Origin of the sequence: Mesobacillus campisalis (assembly GCF_000986785.1) — a bacterium.
Lineage (GTDB): Bacteria > Bacillota > Bacilli > Bacillales > Cytobacillaceae > Mesobacillus_B > Mesobacillus_B campisalis.
The window spans coordinates 102,051-123,390 of sequence record NZ_LAYY01000011.1 but is presented as its reverse complement, the minus strand read 5'-3'; the positions used below and the strand labels follow the sequence as shown (position 1 = coordinate 123,390).

Here is a 21,340-nt window from a genome sequence, read left to right as displayed (position 1 = left end):
GTTTTCCTCGCCATCAGCTCGCGCTTGCCCGCAAAATCGGCAGGGTGCAGCAGCGAAAGGAACCGCCGGACTTGATGATTTCTGTAATATCGACCTCAATGACCTCGAAGCCCCGATCCCGAAGCTCCTTGTTCACTCCCTTGTTGACGGGAAGGCTCAGTACTTTTTTGTTGCCAATCGAAAGGACATTGGTTCCAAGGGTAAATTGCTCTTCCTCAGACACCTCAATCACGTCTTTATACTTCGACCGGAAAAGCTGGATATCCTCCTCGGTCAGGGCATCAGGATAGATAATGGCTATATCAGGCGAAACCACATTGAATACACAGTCCAAATGCAGGTATTCCGCTTTAAATTGTATGGCTTTCACCTCGAATTTTGATAACAGGGGAGTAATATGGTCAACAGCTTTTTGATTGGTCCGTTCGCTAAGCCCGATAAAAATGGTGTCCCGGTCAATAATCACGTCTCCGCCCTCGATGTTGTCACCGATAATATTATAGTAGGAGAACCCTTCATCCTCGAGCCATTGTTTTAAGACGTCGTCCTCTCCCTGCCTCACTTTGCTCGCCATGTCAGCAACAAAAACCGTATTTCCCAGCGTAAACCCAACGTCGCGGGTAAAAACCTGTTCAGGGTATTTCTTATGGTATGGCAGCAGGATGACTTCCACTCCGTTCTGGCGCAGCGTGCTTACCATCGCCTCATGCTGTTCAAGCGCACGCTCAATATGTATTCCCTCATCCTTGAAATGCCTTTGCGTTTCGTTGATTACATCGCGGATTGTCATGTACTGGGGCTGACATAAAATCACACGCTTCAATACATCATATTCACTATAGCAGCTCGTTTTATTTTCTTCCTGCGTACTGATTGTCGTCACAATATGACCTCCAAATAGAGAAACTTCGGATATAATATACCCTTACCAAATGCGTATTAATCCAGTTGGCAGCAAAGGCGGGCATTGGCACAATCTTTCGGGAGCTTACCCCCTCATTTTAAGCCAATAAAGCATATTAGCGTAATTTCTGCGAGCTTGCCCTCTTTTTTTACGCCAATGAAGCCTATTAGCGCAATTTTTTCTGCCTTGCCCTCTTTTTTTGCGTCAATGAAGCCTATTGACTCAAATTTTACCGTCAAGTCATCTTTTTTTGCGCCAATTAGTTTACCTGCGGAATATAATTCTCCTTTAATAATGAAAAAGCTGGCCTCATCTTCATCGGGCCAGCTTTTCCAACTATTATTGAGCTGTATAGCCGCCGTCGATGACGCACGCCTGGCCGGTAATGCCTTTGGCATGGTCCCCTGACAGGAATAAAACGTACTGCGCAACCTCGTCTACACTAAGCAATCTTTTTTGCGGGACAAGAGGATAGATTACTTCCTCCAGTACTCGCTCCAAAGGAACCTGCCTTGTCGCGGCCAGGTCGGCCAGCTGATTTCGGACAAGCGGTGTATCGACATAGCCGGGACAAACGGCGTTGACGGTAATTCCGTGCTCTGCCCCCTCCAATGCGGCCACTTTTGTCAACCCAATTACACCATGTTTCGCACTGTTATAAGCGGCCTTCCCCGCAAAACCAACAAGGCCGTTTATGGAAGCCATATTGATGATTCTGCCGGATTTTTGCTTTTTCATGAGGGGAAACACATGTTTTATTGCCGCAAACGGTGCTGTCAGCATGACTGAAAGCAAGAGTTCGAATTTTTCTTTCGGGAAATCCTCCAGCGGCGCGACATGCTGAAGTCCCGCATTATTGATCAGCACATCAATGCTTCCATATTCATCATAAGCTTTTTCCAAAGCTTGTTTCAGCTCGTTTTCATCCGTCACATTGCACTTTAATCCCAGTGCTGTGAAACCTTGTTCCCTGAGGTCAGCCGCGGCTTGTTCAGCCCCCGCTTCATCCATGTCGGTAATCACCACACTGGCACCATTCCCGGCGAAGGTTTTTCCAATTTCAAAACCGATTCCTCGTGCAGCTCCTGTTATGAATACTACCTTGTTTTTAACCACGTTTTTCTCATCCTTCCTGCGACATTAAATACCAAAACCTAATGAGAACAGAACAATCGCAATGGCCAGACCGATCAATGGTACAATGACCGTCAAAGCACCGACCGCACCGTAGGCATCCTGATGTGATTCACCGCAAATCGACCGGATGGTAGTGACGACATAGCCATTGTGCGGCAAAGAATCTAGAGCGCCGGAGGAAATGGCCACTGTCCTGTGAAGCGCTTCAGTGTTTACACCCATATCTATATAGTGCGGGGCCAGAAGTGGCAGGGCGATTGCCTGGCCGCCGGAAGCCGACCCGGTCATTCCCGCGATCACACTAACCGCGATTGCGCCGCCAATGAGCGGACTCCCAGGTATGCTCGTCATCGCATCCACCGCTGTCTGGAAAGCCGGGACTGCTTTGGCTACACCGCCGAAACCGACAACCGCGGCCGTGTTTCCAATTGCCACAAGCGCGCCCATAGTGCCATCAGAAACAGCATCCCAAAACGATTTGAAATACTTCCTGTTCAAGAGGTAGGTGGCGATGACTCCTCCAAGGAGGGCAATGATCAAAGCCGATTGCATCAGGGAATCATGGAAAACAAACGAAATGATCAGGACCACCAGCAATGGCACGAGCCCGGTAAGCGGATTTGGCAAAGCTTTATTTTCCACAACAGGATCATTGCCGCGGGCAACAAAAGTTTCTCCTTTGGCCACTGCCTTTTGGATCATGCGCTTCAGCCACCAGTAGCCGAACACGGCCATAAATACCGCCACAATGGCGCTGACCTCCCAGCCGGCATATGGAGAGGTCCCAAGGTACTCAATCGGAATCCAGTTCTGGATTTCCGGAGAGCCTGCCGAAGTCATCGTGAACGTGACCGAACCAAGTGCCAAAGCGGCCGGGATAAATCTCCGCGGCAAATTGGCCTGTTTGAACAAACTCAGAGCCATTGGATAGACCGAGAAGGCAACAACAAACAAAGATACACCGCCGTAGGTCAAAATCGCACAAGCCATGACAACGGCCAGCACAGCTTGCTTCATCCCTAGTTTATCGACAACCCACTTGGATACGCTGTCGGCTGCGCCGCTATCCTCCATTACCTTTCCAAAGATGGAGCCGAGCAGGAACATTAAATACCATGAAGTCACAAACCCTGCAAAACCGCCCATATAGTTGGTGACCAGGTTGGCCTCTCCTTCGCCAGCCAGCTGCGGAAACAAAGGCAGCCCGCTCAATACTGCGACAAACAGGGCGCATAATGGACCTGCGACTAGCAGGTTCATGCCCTTCATCGTTAAATAAATAAGAAGAAATAATCCACCAATAAGACCAATCATGCTTAACATCTTTCTTTCCCCCTTTGCCTTGATTCGTTCATGTTTCTGTTAAAATGGACCACCACAAAAGTAACCGCTTTCAAATCTCCCCCTCCTTTGCTTGGTTCACTGATTTATATGCAAGTACCGTGCCAACAATGTAATTCCTTTAAAAACGTCAAAAAACGTTCATCCTTTCCCTTCACTTGTCCAGAATTCTGGAATGATAGCTTGCTAGACTTATTGAAAACCCTTTTAATTCAAAGGAATAATAAAAATTCCAGAAACCTGGAATGCATTCCGGATTTCTGGAATCTATCATAATCATATTTTCAGGCTTGTAACTCTTCCGTTTCCAGCCTGTATTTTTTAATTTTATCGTACATGCTCGATTTACTGATGCCAAGCGCTTTTGCGGCTTCCAGCTTATCCTGGTGGAATTGTTCCAGTGTCCTTTCAATAATACGCTTTTCCGTTTCTTCAAGAATTTCTTTTAATGAAAGCTGGCCAATCAGTATTTTGGGATCCCCCTTGAGGGATTCTGGCAGTGAGGAAATCGTGATCCGCTCGCCGTCAGTCAAATGGACGGCCGCTTCAATCACGTTTTCAAGCTCGCGCAAATTCCCCGGCCAGCTATGCTGGTTAAAGACATTGCGCACTTCCTCATCGATCATCGTGATACGCTTACCAGCACGCCTGGATATTTTCTCAAGGAAGAAGTCCGTCAGATGGGGGATATCTTCCGGCCGTTCCCTTAATGGCGGAATTTTGAAAGGTATTACATTGATTCGGTAAAAAAGATCTTCCCGGAACCTTTTCTCTTCTATCATCTTTTCGAGGGGCCGGTTGGTAGCGGCGATGACCCTGACATCAACGGGAATCGGCTTGACAGCCCCCACAGGCTCGACTTCTTTTTCCTGCAGGACACGAAGAAGCTTAACCTGCATATTAACAGGCATATCGCCAATCTCATCAAGGAAAATCGTTCCGCCGTGCGCAAGCAGAAACTTGCCTTTCTTTCCGCCTTTTTTCGCTCCGGTGAAAGCACCCTCTTCATAGCCGAATAGCTCCGACTCCAACAGGTGCTCCGGAATCGCACCGCAGTTCACCTTGATGAATGGATGGTGGCTTCTCGGGCTCAGATGGTGGATGCTATGAGCAAAAAGCTCTTTGCCTGTCCCGCTTTCCCCGCGAATCAAAACGGATATATTGCCGGAAGCCACATTTTTCACTTTCTCTTTCAGCTGGAGGATGTGTGGAGATATCGATTTGATATCCTGAAGCGTATATTTGGCGCCATTGTTATCTTCCCAGTCCTGCAGATACGTCTGCAGTTTCGGCATCAGGCTTTTTATATGGGAATTCATTTTGTTCCATTCCTTTGTATCCCTGAAAATGACTGTGCCCAAAGCACCAATCAGCTTTCCGTCTGAAAAAATCGGGATGCGGTTGGCAATCATGTAATTTCCTTTAATATACTGCAGGTCAGCGATTTCCTCTTTTCCCGACTTTGCGACGATGTGCATCCTGGAGTTTTCGATTACTTTGCTCACATGTTTCCCAAGCGCCTCTTCCTGTTCAATCTCGAGGAATTGACAATAATTTTTATTAATATAGACAATGTTCCCCTCTGTATTAACGACGACAATCCATTCGTAGGCACTGTCAATAATTGTTTCCAATATATCATTTTTATATTGAACATCCACATCATTCAGCACTTTTTTCCCTTCCTTCCGGCAGTTCCTATTAATATATTAGCATGCAAGGGCAAAATTTGAAGGGAATAGATAAAATATTATGAGGAATCAAATAATAGCAGCGAAGGACAGCCTGCTCAAAGATTTTTATGTTCTTCTATTACCATTAGCAAGCCCTGTTTGGGCCTCATCGTGATTAGCGGCTGGGGCCTCACTGTATGATGGCCGGGAGCGAGACGAACTCTCCAGCGCCGGGCAATGCATGCCAAAACAAGGACCGCCTCCATCAAGGCAAAATGATTTCCGATGCATACCCTTGGCCCTCCCCCAAAAGGAAAAAAGGCATATGGCGGCAGGGTTTTCATGTAATTGTTTTCAAACCGCTCCGGCAGAAATGATTCTGGCTGCTCGAAATAGGCCGGATCGCGATGCATGACATACTGGCTCATCATAACCATCTCGCCCTTTTTCACCAAGTAATCGCCGATAACAACATCTTCTATGGCATCGCGGCCAATCACATAAGCAGGAGGATACAGGCGAAGAGATTCCCAGATTATGTTTTGCGTATAAGATAATTTCATGAAATCTTCAGGATTCGGATTCCTGTTGCCTATCACCTGGTCAAGTTCCTGATGGAGCTTTTTTTCAGCCTCGGGATTTTGCGACAGCAGGAAGAGCGTCCAGGCAAGAGCGTTCGCAGTTGTTTCATGACCTGCCAGGAAGATGGTCATCAATTCATCGCGAAGCTGGGAGTCTGTCATCCCCTGTCCATCGCTTTCATCACGGGCAGCCATTAAAATGCCAAGAAGGTCATGGTGTTCTGTACTGTCTTCCCTGCGGCCTTCAATTATGTTAAACAGTACTTCATCAAGGGTCTTGACCGCCTCTTTAAATTCCATGTTCTTCTTTGTAGGCAGCCACAGCGGGAGAGGCACGGCCGACCTCATCCTCCTGACAGCAAGCTTCATGCACTTTTCAAGGGGTTCGCCTATCCTTTCGTATCCTTCATTAAATTCCATGCCAAACATCGTTTTGCTGATGATGCCGAGAGTAATATTCATCATGTCTTCACTGACCATTCTCGTTTGGCCATGCTCCCAGTCCGCCAAATAACTGATTGATGTATCAATCATATCCTGTGCATACCCGGCAATGTGGGACTTTTTGAAAGCAGGCTGGATGAGCCTTCTCTGCCGCATATGAATCTCTTTTTCACTAGTTAAGAGCCCCTCGCCGACCAAAGATTTTAACACTCGTAAATCCCTGGATTTTATGAAGGATTTTTGCTTGGTTACCAGAATCTCCTTGATCAATTCGGGGTCCGAAACCAGCTTCACCCGCTGAAAGGGCCCCAGGCGAAACGATGCCACCGGGCCATGCTCTTTTGATAGCTGCGACAAAAAAGCTAGAGGGTCAGATTGAAATTCTGCCAAATGACCGGTAAACATTTTTCCTTTTGGACCAGACGGAGACTTGTACCTGTCGGATGTACCCATGTAAGAGTTGGATCCCTCCTATTAATATAATATTTGACTATCAGACAAAGTTCCCCACATCATATTCATCTTAGGAAAAACGGTATAGGCATTGGGTGCTGTGCTTACGCCTTTTTTTAATAGTATTTTTATAACCCTGTAAATTGGGCAGGGTGCAACTGCATCATTTTTAAACACCAATATGGTTGGCATGGATATACTATATTGAGCTTGTATCAGGACAAGACACCTAACCATGAAAGGACGGATGAAGATGACCTATAAGGTGTCCATTAATCTTTCAAAAGCAATTAAACTTCTGGGCTTCAGGGTGGAAAAAGGCATAAATGAAGCGATTCAAAGTAAACTCGACAACGAAAAAATGATCAAACTCGCCAAACTGGGGCTTGCCCGGCATACAGATACATTAAAAGCACTCCGCGAGCAACAAAATCTGGCTGCCCGCCAACTAAATATCCCAACCAGGGATGATCTTGCAAACATGGCAAAGCTGGGAATTCAAATTGAAGAAAAACTGGATGAAATGGATGAAAAGCTCTCAGTACTGCTTAAGCAGCTTGAGGCACAGGGGATGACCCGTGAGTAGCCAATCAAAAGGGGACCAAGCAGACAAACAACATTTCCTTACGGAAGACTTCACCAGAGGAGCCACTCCAAGACAAGCGGTTTGGAAGAAAAACAAAGCGGTTTTATGGCACTATCCCGCTCCCTGCCGGAAATACAAAACTCCGCTGTTCCTCGTGTATTCCCTTATCAACCAGCCGTTTATCCTGGATTTGTATCCAGGCTCAAGCATGATTGAGGCTTTTTCCAAAGAAGGATATGAAGTGTATTTATTGGACTTTGGCATCCTCGGCTATGAGGACAAAGACCTCACGCTGGATGATTATATTATGGGGTATATTCAAAAAGGGGTAAGAAGGGCGCTTGCACATTCCCGTTCTGAAGGAATCACTGTCGTTGGCTACTGCCTTGGCGGCACCCTGGCAGCCATTTATGCTGCGCTCGCAAAAGAACCCATGCGGAATTTAATCCTTTTCTCTCCTCCGCTTGATTTTGAGAACAGCCCTGTTTTTCAACAATGGCATAAAGCGATTAAATCTGGTGAACTAAATATCGATGAGCTTGCCGACGTATACGGCACCATCCCGCCGAACGTAATGGAAACCACGTTTCGGCTCATTACCTCCCCCATCTCTTATACCCCGTATCTATCTCTAATCGGCAGGACAGGGGATCCGCATTTTTTGGAAAAATGGTATCGTGTAAATCAATGGATAAAAGGGCATGTCCCTTTCTCCGGTGCAGCGTTAAGACAGGTAACCAACGATCTCCTTAAAGAGAATCAGCTTATCAACAACCATTTGCTGATTAACGGTGAGAAAGTCAACCTTGGAAGCATCAAGGCAAGCCTGCTGGTAGTATCAGCAAGCGAAGACGAACTCGTTCCCGAGGAAATGATTGTGCCAGTATTGAAGAAAGTCTCCTCGGAGGATCTGACGTACAAAGCGATAAAAGCCGGCCATATCACCCTGGCAATTAGAGGCAAGCTCCCGGAATTTCTGCAGCAATGGCTTCATGAGAGATCGGACTCCATCCACTAGCATGTAAAAAGAGAGCGGATATCCGCTCTCTTTAGTCTGAATCTTTATCCTAATTACCGCCCATTCTTTCATCAAAAGCCGAGGAAACCTTGTCAAATTCCTCGTCGCTTTCGATTGCCGAGAAGTCGCCATCCTCGTCCAATTTCATAAAGAATAGATCAATGTCCTCCTGGGTTTCCTCCCTAAGGTCCTCAACAAAGCTAACAGCTATATACTCTGTGTCATCCAGCGTTAATGCAGCCATTACTTCTACTTCCTGTTCCTCATTGTTTTCATCGGTAATGGTGAACACTTCGCCAACTTCCACTTTTTCCATTTTACGTGCTCCTCCCTGTTTATGTGTCTTCCACTTACTCATTATCTTCCCTTGCAGGTAAAAATAAACCCTATGTTTTCTTTTTCATTCTCCGGCTTCAACAGGTATAATCAAGGTATAAGCTTAAAGGAGAATACGTATGGACCAAAAGGACCTGCAAGATCAAATCATTCAGAACTACCAGGGCGAGGAAAAAATGATGATACTCGTTTTTGCTCAATGGTGCGTCAATCATGACCTTGACCCCGAAGAACTTTACCTGCGCGCCTACCCCCAGCAGGCATCCAACCAGGCTTTGAGGGAAGCGATTGACCTGACCGTGCCAAAAGAAGAAGCAGGAGAAGTGCCAGACGATACGCTGCTTGGTGTCCTGTCACTGTTTGGCAATGATGACCTCGCTTTTGTGGTAACAGAAGAAATCAGAAAGCGAAATGGATAGCCAGAATCCACTGATTGAAAAAGAGACATACCTTAAGCCGGCATGTCTCTTTTTTGCTAATCCTCGTGATCTATGACGATTCCTTCCACATGCTTTCGCGACAGCAGCTTTTTGTTTTTTCTCTTTTCCACTGATTCGAAAATGATATCAAAATCATAATCGTCGGGATACAATTCCTTCGCGGCAATATTTAACGTGATCCGCTTATGGTTATAAACCTCTTTTTTGCCTTTGACCTGAACAATATAATTCCCCTGTTCATCCGGACCCTTATAAACAATTCCAAAGACATTTCCCGGTGACAGGACAACATTGTCCCCCTGATGGAAAACAGGGACCTTTACTTTCGGCTGGGCAGGCTTTTTCGCTCTTTGCTGGTGCTTATTTACAATTATCTGTTTTTCACGTTCCCGTTTTGCAGCAGAATCGATATCCTCGTCCAGATAGGTCTTAGCCTGTTTATAGGTGATTTCATGTGCCCGTTCAATGAGCCTTGGGTGGATGCCAAGCTTCAAGGCGATGGCAAAGGCCTGGCTTTCCCCGCCCTTGCCGATGATCAGTTTATAGGTCGGCCTCAATGTTTCCAGATTGAATTCCATTGAGCCATTGACAAATCCGTCGTGCTGGTGTGCAAATTCCTTCATTTCGCTGTAATGGGTTGTCGCCATAAGGGTGGCTCCTTTTGCGGAAAGCTGTTCCAGAATCGCCGTTGCCAGCCCCATTCCCTCGCCCGGGTCTGTTCCGGAACCTAGTTCATCCAAAAGCACCAGACTGCGGTCATTGGTTTCTTTTAAAATTCCAATAATATTGACAATGCGCGAACTAAACGAACTTAGATTTTCCGTAATGCTTTGGCCATCGCCAATATCAACGAGTATATTCTGGAACACACTGACACAGCTGCCCTCCGCCACAGGGAGATGCAAGCCAGCCTGCGCCATCAACGTAAGCAGCCCCACCGTTTTAAGAGTTACTGTTTTGCCGCCGGTGTTCGGGCCGGTAATAACAAGGGCATTTTCAGGGTTTCCGAGTTCAACCGTGAGCGGAACAGCCTGGCTTCCAAGCAACGGATGCCGCGCTTCCACCAAATGGATGTAGTGGGATTCATTCAGCACCGGTTTCCGGCCATCCATCCCCCGGCTGTATTTGGCCTTGGCGAACAGCACATCGTAATGAACCATCGTTTCTACGGCGAGGCGAATTTCCCGTTCTTTTTCTTCAACCAGTCCTGATAAATAAAACAGGACTTTATCTACTTCGGCTTCTTCTTCCGCCCTTAGCCATGAAATCTGCTCTGAATAGGCAGCAATCTCTTCGGGTTCGATAAAAAGGGTCGAACCGGATGCCGAGTTGTCCAGAACAGAACCTTTGAATTTATGACGATATTCCTTTTTCACCGGAATCACATACCGGCCATCCCGCTGGCTGACCACTTGTTCCTGCAGATAAGCTTTATATTTACCCGAACGAACCATTTGCATAACCTTCTCCTTAAGGCGGTCCTCCTGAATGGAAATCTGCTTTCTCACCTTCAGAAGTTCCTTGCTGGCATAGTCATCAACACCGCCATTGCGGATGCAGCGGATGATTTCCCTTTCAAGGTCCGGAAGCTGTTCGATAGAGTACACATAGCTGCTTACCCTTGGCGCGAACCACTCTTTATCTTTCATGAACCGGTGCATTTTGCCGCAGCAATCCAGAAAATCAGCCAGTTTGGAAAGCTGTTCTGGGCGGAGAGCTTCCCCTTTATTCAGGTTCCTTAAAAAAAGCTCCATCCCCTCCAGCCCATGGACAGGGACGCTTGTAGATTTTTTCGTGATTTCCACTGCTTCGGTAAGCTCTTCCTGCCATGACTCTATTTGTTTGAGATTAGTTGATGGTATGAGCCCTAGCACTTTTTCCCTGCCAGCTTTTGTTAAAGCATAGCTTGCTGCTGATTCCTTGATTTTTTCAAATTCAAGCACTTTAAAAGTATGATTGTTCAATTTTCATCCTCCTGAAATATAAAATAGCCGCGTTGAACAATGTCAACGCGGCCTGAAAATTCGGCAAGCAATAATTCGCCTGCCCCACTATTTTTAACCAAAATAAAAAGCTGGTGCCCATGGGTACACAGCTACGATCGGTTAAGGATAGTATGCATGTTTGGACCATTGTTCTTAACTTCATCCCATGCTTAAATAAGACTATGTCCATATAAAAAAGGACAAAATCCGCTGGAATGACATTATCCAATTAGCTGGATTAGTTAAGAACGACACCTAACATACAACATACTCCTTCACACAGTCCAATTTAGTTACTCTTAAATATTACCATAAAATACCCACTGTATGCAATAACATCCCTAAATTTGTAAAAACGCGGCTATGTCGCTTTTTTGTTCAGCAAACGTATCCTTGCCAAGCCTGATGAGCGTTTCTGTATAAGCGATCTCATCAAATGGCATTTCCTTGCCGAGCTCCCTGTTAATCCGGAAATACTGCTTTCCAAGAAGCAGAGAGCAATGATAAGAAACGGATTCCGATGAAATATCGAGAGCCAGGTCCAGCAATTTGGGCTCTACTTTTAATGAAGGCCATCTGAGGGGAAGCCAATGCCCAATTCCCCAATTCTTCTCGGAAGGAAAGGAGAAATCCACTTTCTGGAGTCCGGTCCCCAATGACAGGATGGAAATCGACTCCAAGCTCTCCTTGAAATAATGGATTCCCTCCGACAGACAGACAAGGGATGGATTATTGGCCCACAGACCGCCATCAATCGATAAATACTTGTTCTCCACATTGTTTGGCGGAAAATAAACAGGCGCCGAACAGGACGACAGTACAGCATCCCACAGTTTGACGGGAATATCCTCGCCGTCTCCCGGAACATTGGACCTGTGGACAAACGGCCGGCCATGCGTGAGGTCTACAGCAGGGATCAACAAAGGCTTTGGAACATCCGCAAGATTCAAATCACCAAAAGCCTTCTTCAATAATTTTCTTAAATACCGATCGCTGTACACACTTCCCAAAAGCCCGATTTTTGACTGGCGGTTAAATATCCTTCTCCCATACTCCCTGTACATCTCGAGCACTGTGCCCATATCATTTTGGATGGCTGCGGCTGCGGCAATGATCGACCCGGTACTGGTCCCGGCCAGTAAGTCAAAATGGTGTGATATCGGTTTGTTGAATTCTTTTTCGATGCTTTCCAGGATGGCCAGCGCATAAACTCCACGGATGCCCCCGCCGTCCAAACATAAAATTTTCATAGCGTCACCATGCCTTTATACTAGCATTCCCCACTGCAGTCTTGATTATGTTGCCAAGACAGGAAGGAGCCGGCTAAAAGCTTGATTCCATGCATCAGTTCTCAAATTCAATGACCTTTTCCAGTTTTTCAACCAAAACGACACATTTAGTTCCGCCAATCTCATAGATGAACATTTTTTGGCCATTCTCTTGCAGGAACTTTTTAAATTGGATGTCACCGCTCATATTGTTGGCTTTGACAATATCAGAGATCATTTTCCCGATTTGATTGATGCTAGGCTCGTATTGTGAAGCGATTTTGATGGGTTCAGGCAACCCCTTCACCTTAAAGGTAACGATTGTGACTGTTTCCAATGCATTCATCTCCTAAGAAAACCAGGTATATATTGCTGCCTGGCCGGCTTGCACCATTTTGAATGGTAAAGCCCGATTGCAGTTTTGTTCAATCTTGGACTATTAGTAAAGCAATTCGACGCGAAGCAGCTTTTTCCTGCCAAAAAGATGCTGCACCGTTTGAATTCATGAAAAAAGCACAGGGAATGCATCCCTGTGCTTGTTCTATACCCTTCCGCCTTGATGGACCAACCTTAACTGTTCTTTACCAAGTGCGGGTTTTCTTCTTTCACTTTAACGGTCCATCCAAATGGGTCTTCCACAGTCCCCAGCTGGATTCCTGTAAGGGTGTCGTACAATTTTTTCGAAAGTTCCCCAGTTTTTCCACCATTGATGGACAGTTTCTCATCCTTCCAGAACAATTCGCCGATTGGAGAGATAACAGCCGCGGTACCTGTGCCAAATGCTTCCTCCAGCAGCCCTTGCTTATGGGCTTCATAGATTTCATCTATTGAAATCTTCTTTTCGGAAACCGGGATTTCCCAATGTTTCAGCAGGTGGATGATGGAATCTCTAGTTACGCCTTGAAGGATGCTGCCGTTCAGGACAGGAGTCACCACTTCCCCATTGATTTTAAAGAAGATATTCATGCTGCCTACTTCCTCGATGTACCGGTGTTCCTTACCGTCCAGCCAGAGCACTTGCGAATAGCCGTCAGCTTCTGCCAGTTCCTGTGCTTTCAGGCTGCCGGCATAGTTCCCGGCCGTCTTTGCATCTCCAGTTCCGCCAATAGCCGCGCGGACGTATTCACTTTCCACCGCAATTTTAACCGGATTGATGCCTTCCTTGTAATAAGCTCCTACAGGAGAAAGGATAATCATAAACTGATAGCGTTTTGACGGGGCAACCCCAAGGTATGGTTCCGTAGCAATGATGAACGGACGGATATAAAGGGAGGTTCCCTCTACATTCGGAACCCAGTCACGGTCTACCTGAATCAGCCTTTTTAGCGCACTCAGCGCCAGCTCCTCATCAATTTGCGGGATGCAAAGGCGTTCGTTGGAACGGTTCAGGCGCTCCATATTCTTTTGCGGCCTGAACAGCAGTACTTCTCCTTCTTTTGTCAGGTACGCTTTCAATCCTTCAAATACGGTCTGTCCATAATGGAACACCATTGACGCCGGGTCAATTGTGAGAGGCTGATAAGGGACGATCCGGGGATCGTGCCATCCCTGACCCTTTGTATAATCCATGATAAACATGTGATCGGTGAAATTTTTGCCAAACTCAAGGCTGTCGAAAGCGGGCTTCTGTTTTTTTTCTGCTGTAAGTTGGATTTCGATTTGTTGCTCTGTCATATTACATTCCCCTGTTCTGAAAAACTATATTTTGATAATATTATGACATTTATTTTCGAATTTGCCCATGCCCATATACAAAAAATTTACTGGAAGTTAATGCTTCAAGTCCCATTGGGCCCCGTGCATGCAGCTTTTGGGTACTGATTCCGATTTCGGCACCATAGCCAAATTCAAAGCCATCCGTAAATCTTGTCGATGCATTATGGTAAACAGCGGCGGCATCGACACTGTTTAAAAACAGTGCAGCGTGCTCCTCGTCCTTGGTCAGGATTGCTTCCGAATGCTTAGTACCATAAGTGTTGATATGTTGCACAGCTTCTTCCACACTGGATACGGCCTTCGCACTGATTTTCAATGCCAGGTATTCGGTATGCCAGTCTTCTTCCGTCGCCTGTTTGGCCGCCGGATACAACGCCGTTACCTGCTCATCCCCGTAAATTTCGACTTCTTTTTCAGCGAGAGCCTGCAGCAGATCCGCACCGTGTTTTTCCAGCCATTTTTTATGAAACAGGACGGTTTCAATCGCATTGCATACGGACGGACGCTGGGTCTTCGCATTAATGACAATGTCCTTTGCCAAGTCGAAATCAGCGGTCTCATCGATGAAAACATGGCAGTTGCCTGCACCTGTCTCCAGCACGGGAACCGAAGCCTCGCGGACAACCGTATCAATCAGGTTTTTTCCTCCTCGCGGAATCAGCACATCGAGATATTCATTCAAATGAAACAGTTCCTTTGCCGTTTCCCTGCTTGTATCCTCGATCAGCTGGACGGCATCGACCGGTACCTTGCTATCTTTCAAAGCTGCATGTATGCATTGAACCAGAGCCATGTTTGAGAATTTTGCTGAGGAACTGCCGCGCAAGATGACGGCATTCCCTGTTTTCAAGGAAAGAGTAGCCGCATCGACCGTCACATTTGGCCTGGCTTCGTAAATCATCCCTATTACCCCGATTGGCACACGTTTCTTCTTAATCAAGAGGCCGTTATCTTTTTCAATGGTCTCCAGACTCTCTCCAATCGGATCTTTCAGGTTGATTAACAGCTGGATCGCTTCGCTCATATCATGGATCCGTTTTTCATTCAGCATGATCCGGTCAAGGACAGCATCGGATAGTCCATTTTCCTTGCCCAACTGCAAATCCTTTTTATTTTGCTCAATGATCTCTTCCTTGTCTTTAATCAACTGCTCTGCAATTTTCTTCAATGCAGCATTTTTGTCTTCTGTTGTGATTCCCACAAGGGCCTGGCTTGCAAGCTTTGCACGCAGACCTTTTAGTTTTACCTCGCTCATATTCCTTCCTCCTCTTTACATTTTAACCCATTTATTTCGATGGATGACTTCTATCAAAGGCATTTCGGACTGGCTGCTCTTGCCAATCACATTCCTTAATTCATCCGATGAATAGGTGACCTCGCCTTTACCCAAAAGACCATCGGACCCATAGACTTCGACAACCTCACCTTTTTGGAAATGGCCGCTAACTTTAATGATGCCAGCGGGGAGTAGGCTGCTTCCCCTGAATAAAATTGCTTCCTCGGCTCCCTTATCCACATGGATCTCCCCTGAAACCTCAGAGTGGAAAGCGATCCATTGCCTTCTTGTATTGATGGACGTCAATGTATTGTTTTGAATATAGGTGCCATCCCCATTTCCGCCAAGGATATCACTCAGTTTTCCTGCCCCTTTCCCATGGCCGATAAAGACCGGAACCCCGAGAGACAAAGCCATTTTCGCAGCGAGAAGCTTCGATCTCATGCCCCCCGTTCCCACCTTTGATCCGGCTCCCTCAGCAAAAGAAAACATGTCATCGGTAATGTTTTCGAGAACGTCCATTTTCTTTGCTAGCGGGTTGGTGCGTGGATCGGAATCATACAGACCGTTGATATCGGTAAGAATAATCAGCTGGTCGGCATGAATCAGGCCGCTGACCAGGGCAGAAAGCATGTCATTGTCACCAAAGGTCAGCTCTTCAACAGAAACCGTATCATTTTCATTGATAATTGGCAGGATCCTGCGCTCCAATAATTCCATAATGGTGGAGTAGGCGTTTCTATAGCGCTCACGATTGGAAAAATCCGTTCGCGTAAGAAGGATTTGCGCCGGCACCAGTCCAAAATGGCTGAATTTTTCAATATAGGACTGGATGAGCAGGCTCTGGCCCACCGCTGCCGCTGCCTGTTTTCCCTTTAAGGTCACCGGCCTTGACGGATACCCCAGGCGCGTAAATCCTGCCGCAACAGCTCCCGAGGAGACAAGCAGCACTTCATGCCCTTCCTGGCGCAAAGCTGCCAGCGCCTGGACATGATCATTCAACTTTACCTGGTCAACCTCACCCTTTTCATTTGTTAATGAACTGCTCCCAATCTTGACGACAATCCGTTTTCTCTCCATTTTTCCAATGCTCCCGTTGATATAATTCCAATTCAGTTAATAAAAAAAAGCCCAATCATCCTTATAAACAAGGACGAAAGGGCTTTGCTTCCGCGGTACCACCTAGATTGGATTGAGTGTTCAATCCCGCTTTGCCTGATAACGCCAGGTAGGCGCCCATGTTTGGCATGGGACTCGGGAGGCAGGTTCGGCGGCTTGACTGCGACGGGACCTCCCAGCTTACAAATCCCGCTCTCTTGCACAGAAGGCCCGCTTACTGATCCTCCGTTAACGTTCAACTGTTTGTAAACATTATGACGAGATTAACACGAATTGTCAATATAGCTGCTCATGTGATTTGGCAGCTTTTCATATTATTCGACCTTCACTCCCGCGCAGTAGACGCTATGAGCATGATTGACTCCAAAGTGGTAGGGAAGGTAATGATAGTTCGGAATATTCCAGATCACGAAATCAGCCTGTTTTCCAATTTCAAGGACTCCTGCTTCTTCGCCTTTTCCAATCGCATATGCAGCGTTAACTGTTACCGCATTCCAGATTTCTTCTGCTGTCATTTTAAGTTTCAGGGCGGCAAGCGACATGATGAGCTGAAGATTTTCGGTAACGCAGCTTCCAGGATTAAAGTCGGTTGCCAAAGCCACTGCTGCCCCCGCCGAAATCATCTTCCTGGCACGGGCGTATGCTTCCTTCCCAAGATAGAAGGTAGTGCCCGGCAGCAATACAGCCACACTATCACTTTTTGCAAGACTGTTTATGCCTTCATCCGATGCCGCAACAAGGTGATCAGCACTGGCGGCCTGCAGCTCCACTGCCAATTCCGTCCCACCCAATGAATCGATTTCGTCAGCATGGATTTTTAGGCCGAACCCTTTTTCCTTCGCTGTTCGTAAGAATTGCCGGGACTGTTCAATAGTAAAAACGCCTGTTTCACAAAATATATCGGCAAACTCAGCCAGTTCTTCCGCTTTGATCTCCTCTAGAAGATTCTCCATTTCGTCAAGGAATCCATCGGGGTCGTCTTTATGCTCGACAGGAATCGCATGGGGCCCCAGAAAGGTGGAAACGACTCTGACCGGATATGCCTCCTTGAGCTTCCGGGCAACCCTCAACTGTTTTAATTCCGTCTCCCGATCAAGGCCATAGCCGCTTTTTGCCTCAATTGTAGTAACTCCATGCGATATAATTCTGTTAAGGTGAAAGGAGGCCTTTTTGAAAAGTTCTTCTTCGGTCGCATGCCTGGTTGCCTCGACCGTCGACAGGATTCCGCCTCCCTTAGCCAGGATTTCCAGGTATGGCACTCCCGCTTGTTTTAGCGCCATCTCATGCTCCCTCGAACCGCCAAAAACGAGATGGGTGTGCGGATCCACCAGGCCGGGTGAAACCACTCTGCCTTCAGCGTCGATTTCTTCCTCTGCTTTAAGGTATTGGCTTGCTGCGTGATCCCCAATCCACGCTATTTTTCCATCTTTTATCGCCAATGCGCAATTTTCAATGATCGGCAGTTCATTCATTTGGGGCCCTTTTAGAGGTCCTGCCTCTCCCTTTGGCAGGATCAGCTGGCCAATATTGCGTACAATCAAGTCATATATCATGGTATTGCTCCTTTCTATCCCTAACTAGCCTGGCAGAACAATTCAGGGTCACATTGAAACCGTCATCGTGACCGCATTTCCACTTTTCATCGGGTTCAGGTCACATTGAACCTGTCAACGTGACCATAATGCCGTTTCCCATCAAATTAGGGTCACATTGCCCCCTCCAAACTGATCTTCCTTCTTATTTCAGCATCGGAATATCGACGCCCTTTTCCTTTGCTACCTGAATCGCTTTTTCATAGCCGGCATCTGCATGGCGAACGATTCCCATTCCCGGGTCGGTTGTGAGCACCCGTTCGAGCCGCTCCTTGGCAAGTTCGCTTCCATCTGCCACAACAACCATGCCTGCATGGAGTGAATACCCCATTCCTACACCGCCGCCATGGTGGACGGAAATCCATGAGCCCCCGGCAGCAACATTGATCATGGCATTCAGGATTGCCCAATCTCCTACCGCATCGCTGCCGTCCTTCATCGCTTCGGTTTCCCGGTTAGGGGACGCCACGGATCCGCAGTCGAGATGGTCCCTGCCAATCACAATCGGTGCCTTTAGCTCTCCTGTTCTCACAAGCTCGTTAATGGCCAGACCCATTTTTACCCGCTCCCCGTAGCCAAGCCAGCAAATCCGGGCAGGAAGCCCCTGGAAAGCCACCTTTTGCTGGGCCATGTCAATCCAGCGGTGGAGGTGACCATTCTCCGGGAACAGCTCTTTAAGCAGCCTGTCAGTCCGATAGATATCTTCGGAGTCTCCGGATAATGCTGCCCAGCGGAAAGGTCCTTTCCCTTCGCAAAAGAGCGGCCGGATATAGGCTGGCACAAAGCCCGGGAAATCAAAAGCAGAGGCAACTCCCTCATCCTTGGCAACCTGGCGGATATTGTTGCCATAGTCAAAAACAATCGCTCCGCGGCGCTGGAATTCAAGCATTGCTTCCACATGCCTTGCCATCGACTGCCGGGATAATGCCACATAGCCAGAGGGGTTGCTCGCCCTTAATGCTTCTGCCTCTGCCAGGGTCATCCCTGCGGGAATATACCCGTTAAGCGGATCATGAGCAGATGTCTGGTCTGTCACAAGGTCAATCTCTATCCGCCGGTCAAGGAGTTCCGCGTGGACTTCCGCCGCGTTGCCAACCAGCCCGATTGACAGGGCTTCCCCCTTTTGTTTCGCGAGCATGGTCCAGGATACGGCTTCATCCAATGAATCTGTCAGCCTGTCACAATATTTTGTATCCAGCCGTTTCTGAATCCTTGCAGGGTCCACCTCCACCGCCAGGCAGACGCCGCCATTCATTGTGACCGCCAGCGGTTGAGCCCCTCCCATTCCCCCGAGGCCTGCTGTCAGGGTAAGCGTTCCTTTCAAAGAGCCGCCAAAGTGCTGCCGGGCCGCTTCCGCAAATGTTTCATAGGTTCCTTGAAGGATGCCCTGTGTGCCTATATAAATCCAGCTCCCGGCGGTCATCTGTCCGTACATCATCAATCCTTTTTGATCAAGTTCGTGAAAATGTTCCCAATTTGCCCATTTCGGCACGAGGACAGAATTGGACAAAAGTACCCGCGGGGCCGCTTTATGCGTTTTAAAAACAGCGGCCGGCTTTCCTGACTGAACAAGCAGGGTCTCATCGTTCTCGAGCCTCCTGAGCGTTGCGACAATGGCGTCAAACGCTTCCCAGCTGCGCGCTGCTTTCCCAATCCCGCCATATACCACCAGGTCTTCAGGTTTCTCGGCAACCTCCGGATCAAGATTGTTATACAGCATTCTTAACGCTGCCTCTTGTTCCCATCCCTTGCATTCCAATTCCAGTCCTTTTTTTGCAACTACCGTACGGTTCACCTTTGCTTCCATGGTTTTCTCCTCCATTATCTTTAAGAATTATTGTTCACTTTTTTATCCAGATCCTCACAATCCACCTCTGCCTGCACAGCCCATGGCCAATTATTTTTTTCCAGAAATTCTGCCATTCTCTCAATATCGTAGGAAAATACTCTGTCCTCTGTGATCGACGGCACCAGTTTCCTTGCCTGTTCATAAAAAGACCGTGTTTTGGGCGCCATCTTAGCCACTCCTCGGTACTCCACTGCCTGCAGGGCGCAGATGCATTCAATCGCCAATACGCGGCGCACATTCTCGATGATGCTGCCGGCATGGCGTGCCGCAATGGTGCCCATGCTCACATGGTCCTCCTGATTGGCAGAAGAAGGAATGGAGTCCACGCTTGCCGGATGCGCCAGTGTCTTGTTTTCGGAAACGAGGGAGGCAGCTGCATACTGCATAATCATCGCTCCTGATTGCAAACCTGGCTGCGCACTCAGGAATGGCGGCAGATCATTCAGCTGGGGATTGACAAGCCTCTCAATCCTCCGTTCAGAAATGCTGGCTAGTTCGGCAACTGCAATTTTCATAAAATCCATCGCAATCGCGATTGGCTGCCCATGGAAGTTCCCTCCCGAAACCACCGTTTCTCCATCATCAAATATAAGCGGATTATCTGTTGCGGCATTCACTTCAATTTCAAGCTTTTCCTTCACATAGTCCAAAGCCTGCCATGAAGCACCGTGAACCTGGGGAATGCAGCGCAGTGAATAGGCATCCTGAACCCGTTTCTCTCCCTGTCTTGTCGTCAGCTTGCTTCCTGCCAGGAGGTTTCTGATCCGCTCTGCTACTGCGACTTGCTGTGCATATCCTCTCGCTTCATGGATGGCAGGATGGAATGCATCGATGATTCCCTCGAGGCCTTCCATCGTCATGGCGGAGATCCATTCACTCTGGCAGGCAAGGTCTGCTGCCTCCAGCCAGTTGATGACTCCCATCGCCGTCATCGCTTGCGTCCCGTTAATCAGCGCGAGTCCTTCTTTCGCTTCAAGGGCGATGGGGTCCAGTCCCTCCTGCCTGCAGGCTTCGGCGGCAGGCACCGTTTTTCCACGGTAAAATACATATCCTTCTCCCATGAGGACCAATGCAAGATGGGAAAGCGGCGCCAAATCCCCTGACGCTCCCAGTGACCCTTGCTGCGGGATGACAGGATGGATATTCAGGTTCAATAGATGCATAAGACGCTCCGCGATTAATGGCCTGATGCCGGAAAATCCTTTTAATAACGCGTTCAGCCTGAGCAGGACCATGGCCCTTGAAACCAATTCGGGAAAAGGTTTGCCCACTCCGCACGCATGGGAACGGATCAGGTTTTGCTGCAGCAGGCCGACATCATCCTCGGCGATCATTACGTCGCTGAATTTTCCAAATCCGGTATTAATCCCGTAGACAGTTCTTTTCTCGCGGACAATCTTTTCAACAGCTCTTCTGCTTTGCGCTACTTTTTCCATGCTTTCTGAACATATTGTCACAAGGCTTCCTTCAAGGCAGATTTGCCTGATTTGCTCCAAAGTTAATGAATGGCCAGTTAACTCAACCATATTGGTAACCTCCCAAGATTTTGGTGAAAACAAAAAGGAGGCGATAATGGCATAGTGATACCATCATCGCCTCCTCTTGACTAATGGACTATAGGC

Annotated in this window: 19 protein-coding genes; 3 read left to right on the top strand and 16 right to left on the bottom strand. The window is 47.6% G+C overall.

Translation table 11 applies throughout. The features are described from left to right. Nucleotides 1-13: 13 nt before the first annotated feature. The 6 genes from WQ57_RS11955 to WQ57_RS11930 form a co-directional block, all read right to left on the bottom strand. Nucleotides 14-883, bottom strand: coding sequence for a dimethylarginine dimethylaminohydrolase family protein (locus WQ57_RS11955; protein ID WP_241481522.1), 870 nt, complete (start codon nucleotides 881-883; stop codon nucleotides 14-16). A 113-nt stretch (nucleotides 884-996) separates the two neighbouring features. Beyond that, nucleotides 997-1,302: a hypothetical protein gene (locus WQ57_RS11950; RefSeq protein ID WP_046524005.1), complete on the bottom strand. Its 306-nt coding sequence runs from the start codon at nucleotides 1,300-1,302 to the stop codon at nucleotides 997-999. Continuing rightward, nucleotides 1,244-2,020 carry a 3-hydroxybutyrate dehydrogenase gene (locus WQ57_RS11945; RefSeq protein ID WP_046524004.1) on the bottom strand — a complete coding sequence of 259 codons (777 nt, stop codon included), beginning with the start codon at nucleotides 2,018-2,020 and terminating at the stop codon, nucleotides 1,244-1,246. Before WQ57_RS11945 ends, WQ57_RS11950 begins: the two co-directional genes overlap by 59 nt. Before the next feature lie 24 nt (nucleotides 2,021-2,044). Further along, entirely contained in the window at nucleotides 2,045-3,364 is a 1,320-nt protein-coding gene (locus WQ57_RS11940) for a GntP family permease (RefSeq protein ID WP_046524003.1), read from the bottom strand. Between the two features lie 302 nt (nucleotides 3,365-3,666). After that, entirely contained in the window at nucleotides 3,667-5,052 is a 1,386-nt protein-coding gene (locus tag WQ57_RS11935; protein WP_420912393.1) for a sigma-54 interaction domain-containing protein, read from the bottom strand. Nucleotides 5,053-5,171: 119 nt separating this feature from the next. Next, the gene (locus WQ57_RS11930) at nucleotides 5,172-6,533 is read right to left on the bottom strand and encodes a cytochrome P450 (protein ID WP_046524001.1); all 1,362 of its coding nucleotides are present in this window, start codon (nucleotides 6,531-6,533) and stop codon (nucleotides 5,172-5,174) included. Nucleotides 6,534-6,786: 253 nt separating this feature from the next. Here WQ57_RS11930 and WQ57_RS11925 point away from each other — a divergent pair, with 253 nt between their 5' ends. Beyond that, nucleotides 6,787-7,119 carry a hypothetical protein gene (locus WQ57_RS11925; RefSeq protein ID WP_052948732.1) on the top strand — a complete coding sequence of 111 codons (333 nt, stop codon included), beginning with the start codon at nucleotides 6,787-6,789 and terminating at the stop codon, nucleotides 7,117-7,119. Next, nucleotides 7,112-8,137, top strand: a complete 1,026-nt coding sequence (locus WQ57_RS11920) for an alpha/beta fold hydrolase (RefSeq protein ID WP_046524000.1) — start codon at nucleotides 7,112-7,114, stop codon at nucleotides 8,135-8,137. Before WQ57_RS11925 ends, WQ57_RS11920 begins: the two co-directional genes overlap by 8 nt. A 49-nt stretch (nucleotides 8,138-8,186) precedes the next feature. Here WQ57_RS11920 and WQ57_RS11915 read toward each other — a convergent pair whose 3' ends face one another. Continuing rightward, nucleotides 8,187-8,453 carry a DUF1292 domain-containing protein gene (locus tag WQ57_RS11915; RefSeq protein ID WP_046523999.1) on the bottom strand — a complete coding sequence of 89 codons (267 nt, stop codon included), beginning with the start codon at nucleotides 8,451-8,453 and terminating at the stop codon, nucleotides 8,187-8,189. Between the two features lie 139 nt (nucleotides 8,454-8,592). Between WQ57_RS11915 and WQ57_RS11910 the strand changes: the two genes are divergently transcribed. Beyond that, a complete protein-coding gene (locus tag WQ57_RS11910; protein ID WP_046523998.1) occupies nucleotides 8,593-8,892 on the top strand; it encodes a hypothetical protein in 300 nt (99 codons plus the stop codon). A 56-nt stretch (nucleotides 8,893-8,948) separates the two neighbouring features. Here WQ57_RS11910 and WQ57_RS11905 read toward each other — a convergent pair whose 3' ends face one another. From WQ57_RS11905 to hutH, 9 genes are all read right to left on the bottom strand, one after another. Continuing rightward, nucleotides 8,949-10,877, bottom strand: coding sequence for an endonuclease MutS2 (locus WQ57_RS11905; RefSeq protein WP_046523997.1), 1,929 nt, complete (start codon nucleotides 10,875-10,877; stop codon nucleotides 8,949-8,951). 362 nt (nucleotides 10,878-11,239) lie between these two features. Then, nucleotides 11,240-12,148: a CBASS cGAMP-activated phospholipase gene (locus WQ57_RS11900; RefSeq protein WP_046523996.1), complete on the bottom strand. Its 909-nt coding sequence runs from the start codon at nucleotides 12,146-12,148 to the stop codon at nucleotides 11,240-11,242. 94 nt (nucleotides 12,149-12,242) lie between these two features. After that, nucleotides 12,243-12,503: a hypothetical protein gene (locus WQ57_RS11895; RefSeq protein ID WP_046523995.1), complete on the bottom strand. Its 261-nt coding sequence runs from the start codon at nucleotides 12,501-12,503 to the stop codon at nucleotides 12,243-12,245. A gap of 233 nt (nucleotides 12,504-12,736) precedes the next feature. Beyond that, nucleotides 12,737-13,840 (bottom strand): branched-chain amino acid aminotransferase, encoded by a 1,104-nt coding sequence (locus WQ57_RS11890; protein WP_046523994.1) that lies wholly within the window; start codon nucleotides 13,838-13,840, stop codon nucleotides 12,737-12,739. Between the two features lie 49 nt (nucleotides 13,841-13,889). After that, nucleotides 13,890-15,137 (bottom strand): glutamate-5-semialdehyde dehydrogenase, encoded by a 1,248-nt coding sequence (locus tag WQ57_RS11885; RefSeq protein ID WP_046523993.1) that lies wholly within the window; start codon nucleotides 15,135-15,137, stop codon nucleotides 13,890-13,892. A 15-nt stretch (nucleotides 15,138-15,152) separates the two neighbouring features. After that, entirely contained in the window at nucleotides 15,153-16,238 is a 1,086-nt protein-coding gene (proB, locus tag WQ57_RS11880; protein WP_046523992.1) for a glutamate 5-kinase, read from the bottom strand. Between the two features lie 353 nt (nucleotides 16,239-16,591). After that, complete coding sequence (gene hutI, locus WQ57_RS11875; RefSeq protein ID WP_046523991.1) at nucleotides 16,592-17,830, bottom strand: imidazolonepropionase; 1,239 nt, start codon at nucleotides 17,828-17,830, stop codon at nucleotides 16,592-16,594. A gap of 184 nt (nucleotides 17,831-18,014) precedes the next feature. Next, entirely contained in the window at nucleotides 18,015-19,676 is a 1,662-nt protein-coding gene (gene hutU, locus WQ57_RS11870) for a urocanate hydratase (protein ID WP_046523990.1), read from the bottom strand. A gap of 20 nt (nucleotides 19,677-19,696) precedes the next feature. Further along, on the bottom strand, nucleotides 19,697-21,244 hold the full coding sequence (gene hutH, locus WQ57_RS11865; RefSeq protein WP_046523989.1) for a histidine ammonia-lyase: 1,548 nt from the start codon (nucleotides 21,242-21,244) through the stop codon (nucleotides 19,697-19,699). Nucleotides 21,245-21,340: the final 96 nt, after the last annotated feature.

Bases quoted from the DNA above. Each gene is read 5' to 3' on its own strand.
- WQ57_RS11885 (WP_046523993.1), bottom strand. From the start codon at position 15,137: ATGAGCGAGGTAAAACTAAAAGGTCTGCGTGCAAAGCTTGCAAGCCAG.
- WQ57_RS11940 (WP_046524003.1), bottom strand. From the start codon at position 3,364: ATGTTAAGCATGATTGGTCTTATTGGTGGATTATTTCTTCTTATTTAT.
- WQ57_RS11950 (WP_046524005.1), bottom strand. From the start codon at position 1,302: ATGCCAAAGGCATTACCGGCCAGGCGTGCGTCATCGACGGCGGCTATA.
- proB (WP_046523992.1), bottom strand. From the start codon at position 16,238: ATGGAGAGAAAACGGATTGTCGTCAAGATTGGGAGCAGTTCATTAACA.
- hutU (WP_046523990.1), bottom strand. From the start codon at position 19,676: ATGGAAGCAAAGGTGAACCGTACGGTAGTTGCAAAAAAAGGACTGGAA.
- WQ57_RS11915 (WP_046523999.1), bottom strand. From the start codon at position 8,453: ATGGAAAAAGTGGAAGTTGGCGAAGTGTTCACCATTACCGATGAAAAC.
- WQ57_RS11910 (WP_046523998.1), top strand. From the start codon at position 8,593: ATGGACCAAAAGGACCTGCAAGATCAAATCATTCAGAACTACCAGGGC.
- WQ57_RS11900 (WP_046523996.1), bottom strand. From the start codon at position 12,148: ATGAAAATTTTATGTTTGGACGGCGGGGGCATCCGTGGAGTTTATGCG.
- WQ57_RS11930 (WP_046524001.1), bottom strand. From the start codon at position 6,533: ATGGGTACATCCGACAGGTACAAGTCTCCGTCTGGTCCAAAAGGAAAA.
- WQ57_RS11890 (WP_046523994.1), bottom strand. From the start codon at position 13,840: ATGACAGAGCAACAAATCGAAATCCAACTTACAGCAGAAAAAAAACAG.
- hutH (WP_046523989.1), bottom strand. From the start codon at position 21,244: ATGGTTGAGTTAACTGGCCATTCATTAACTTTGGAGCAAATCAGGCAA.
- WQ57_RS11925 (WP_052948732.1), top strand. From the start codon at position 6,787: ATGACCTATAAGGTGTCCATTAATCTTTCAAAAGCAATTAAACTTCTG.
- hutI (WP_046523991.1), bottom strand. From the start codon at position 17,830: ATGATATATGACTTGATTGTACGCAATATTGGCCAGCTGATCCTGCCA.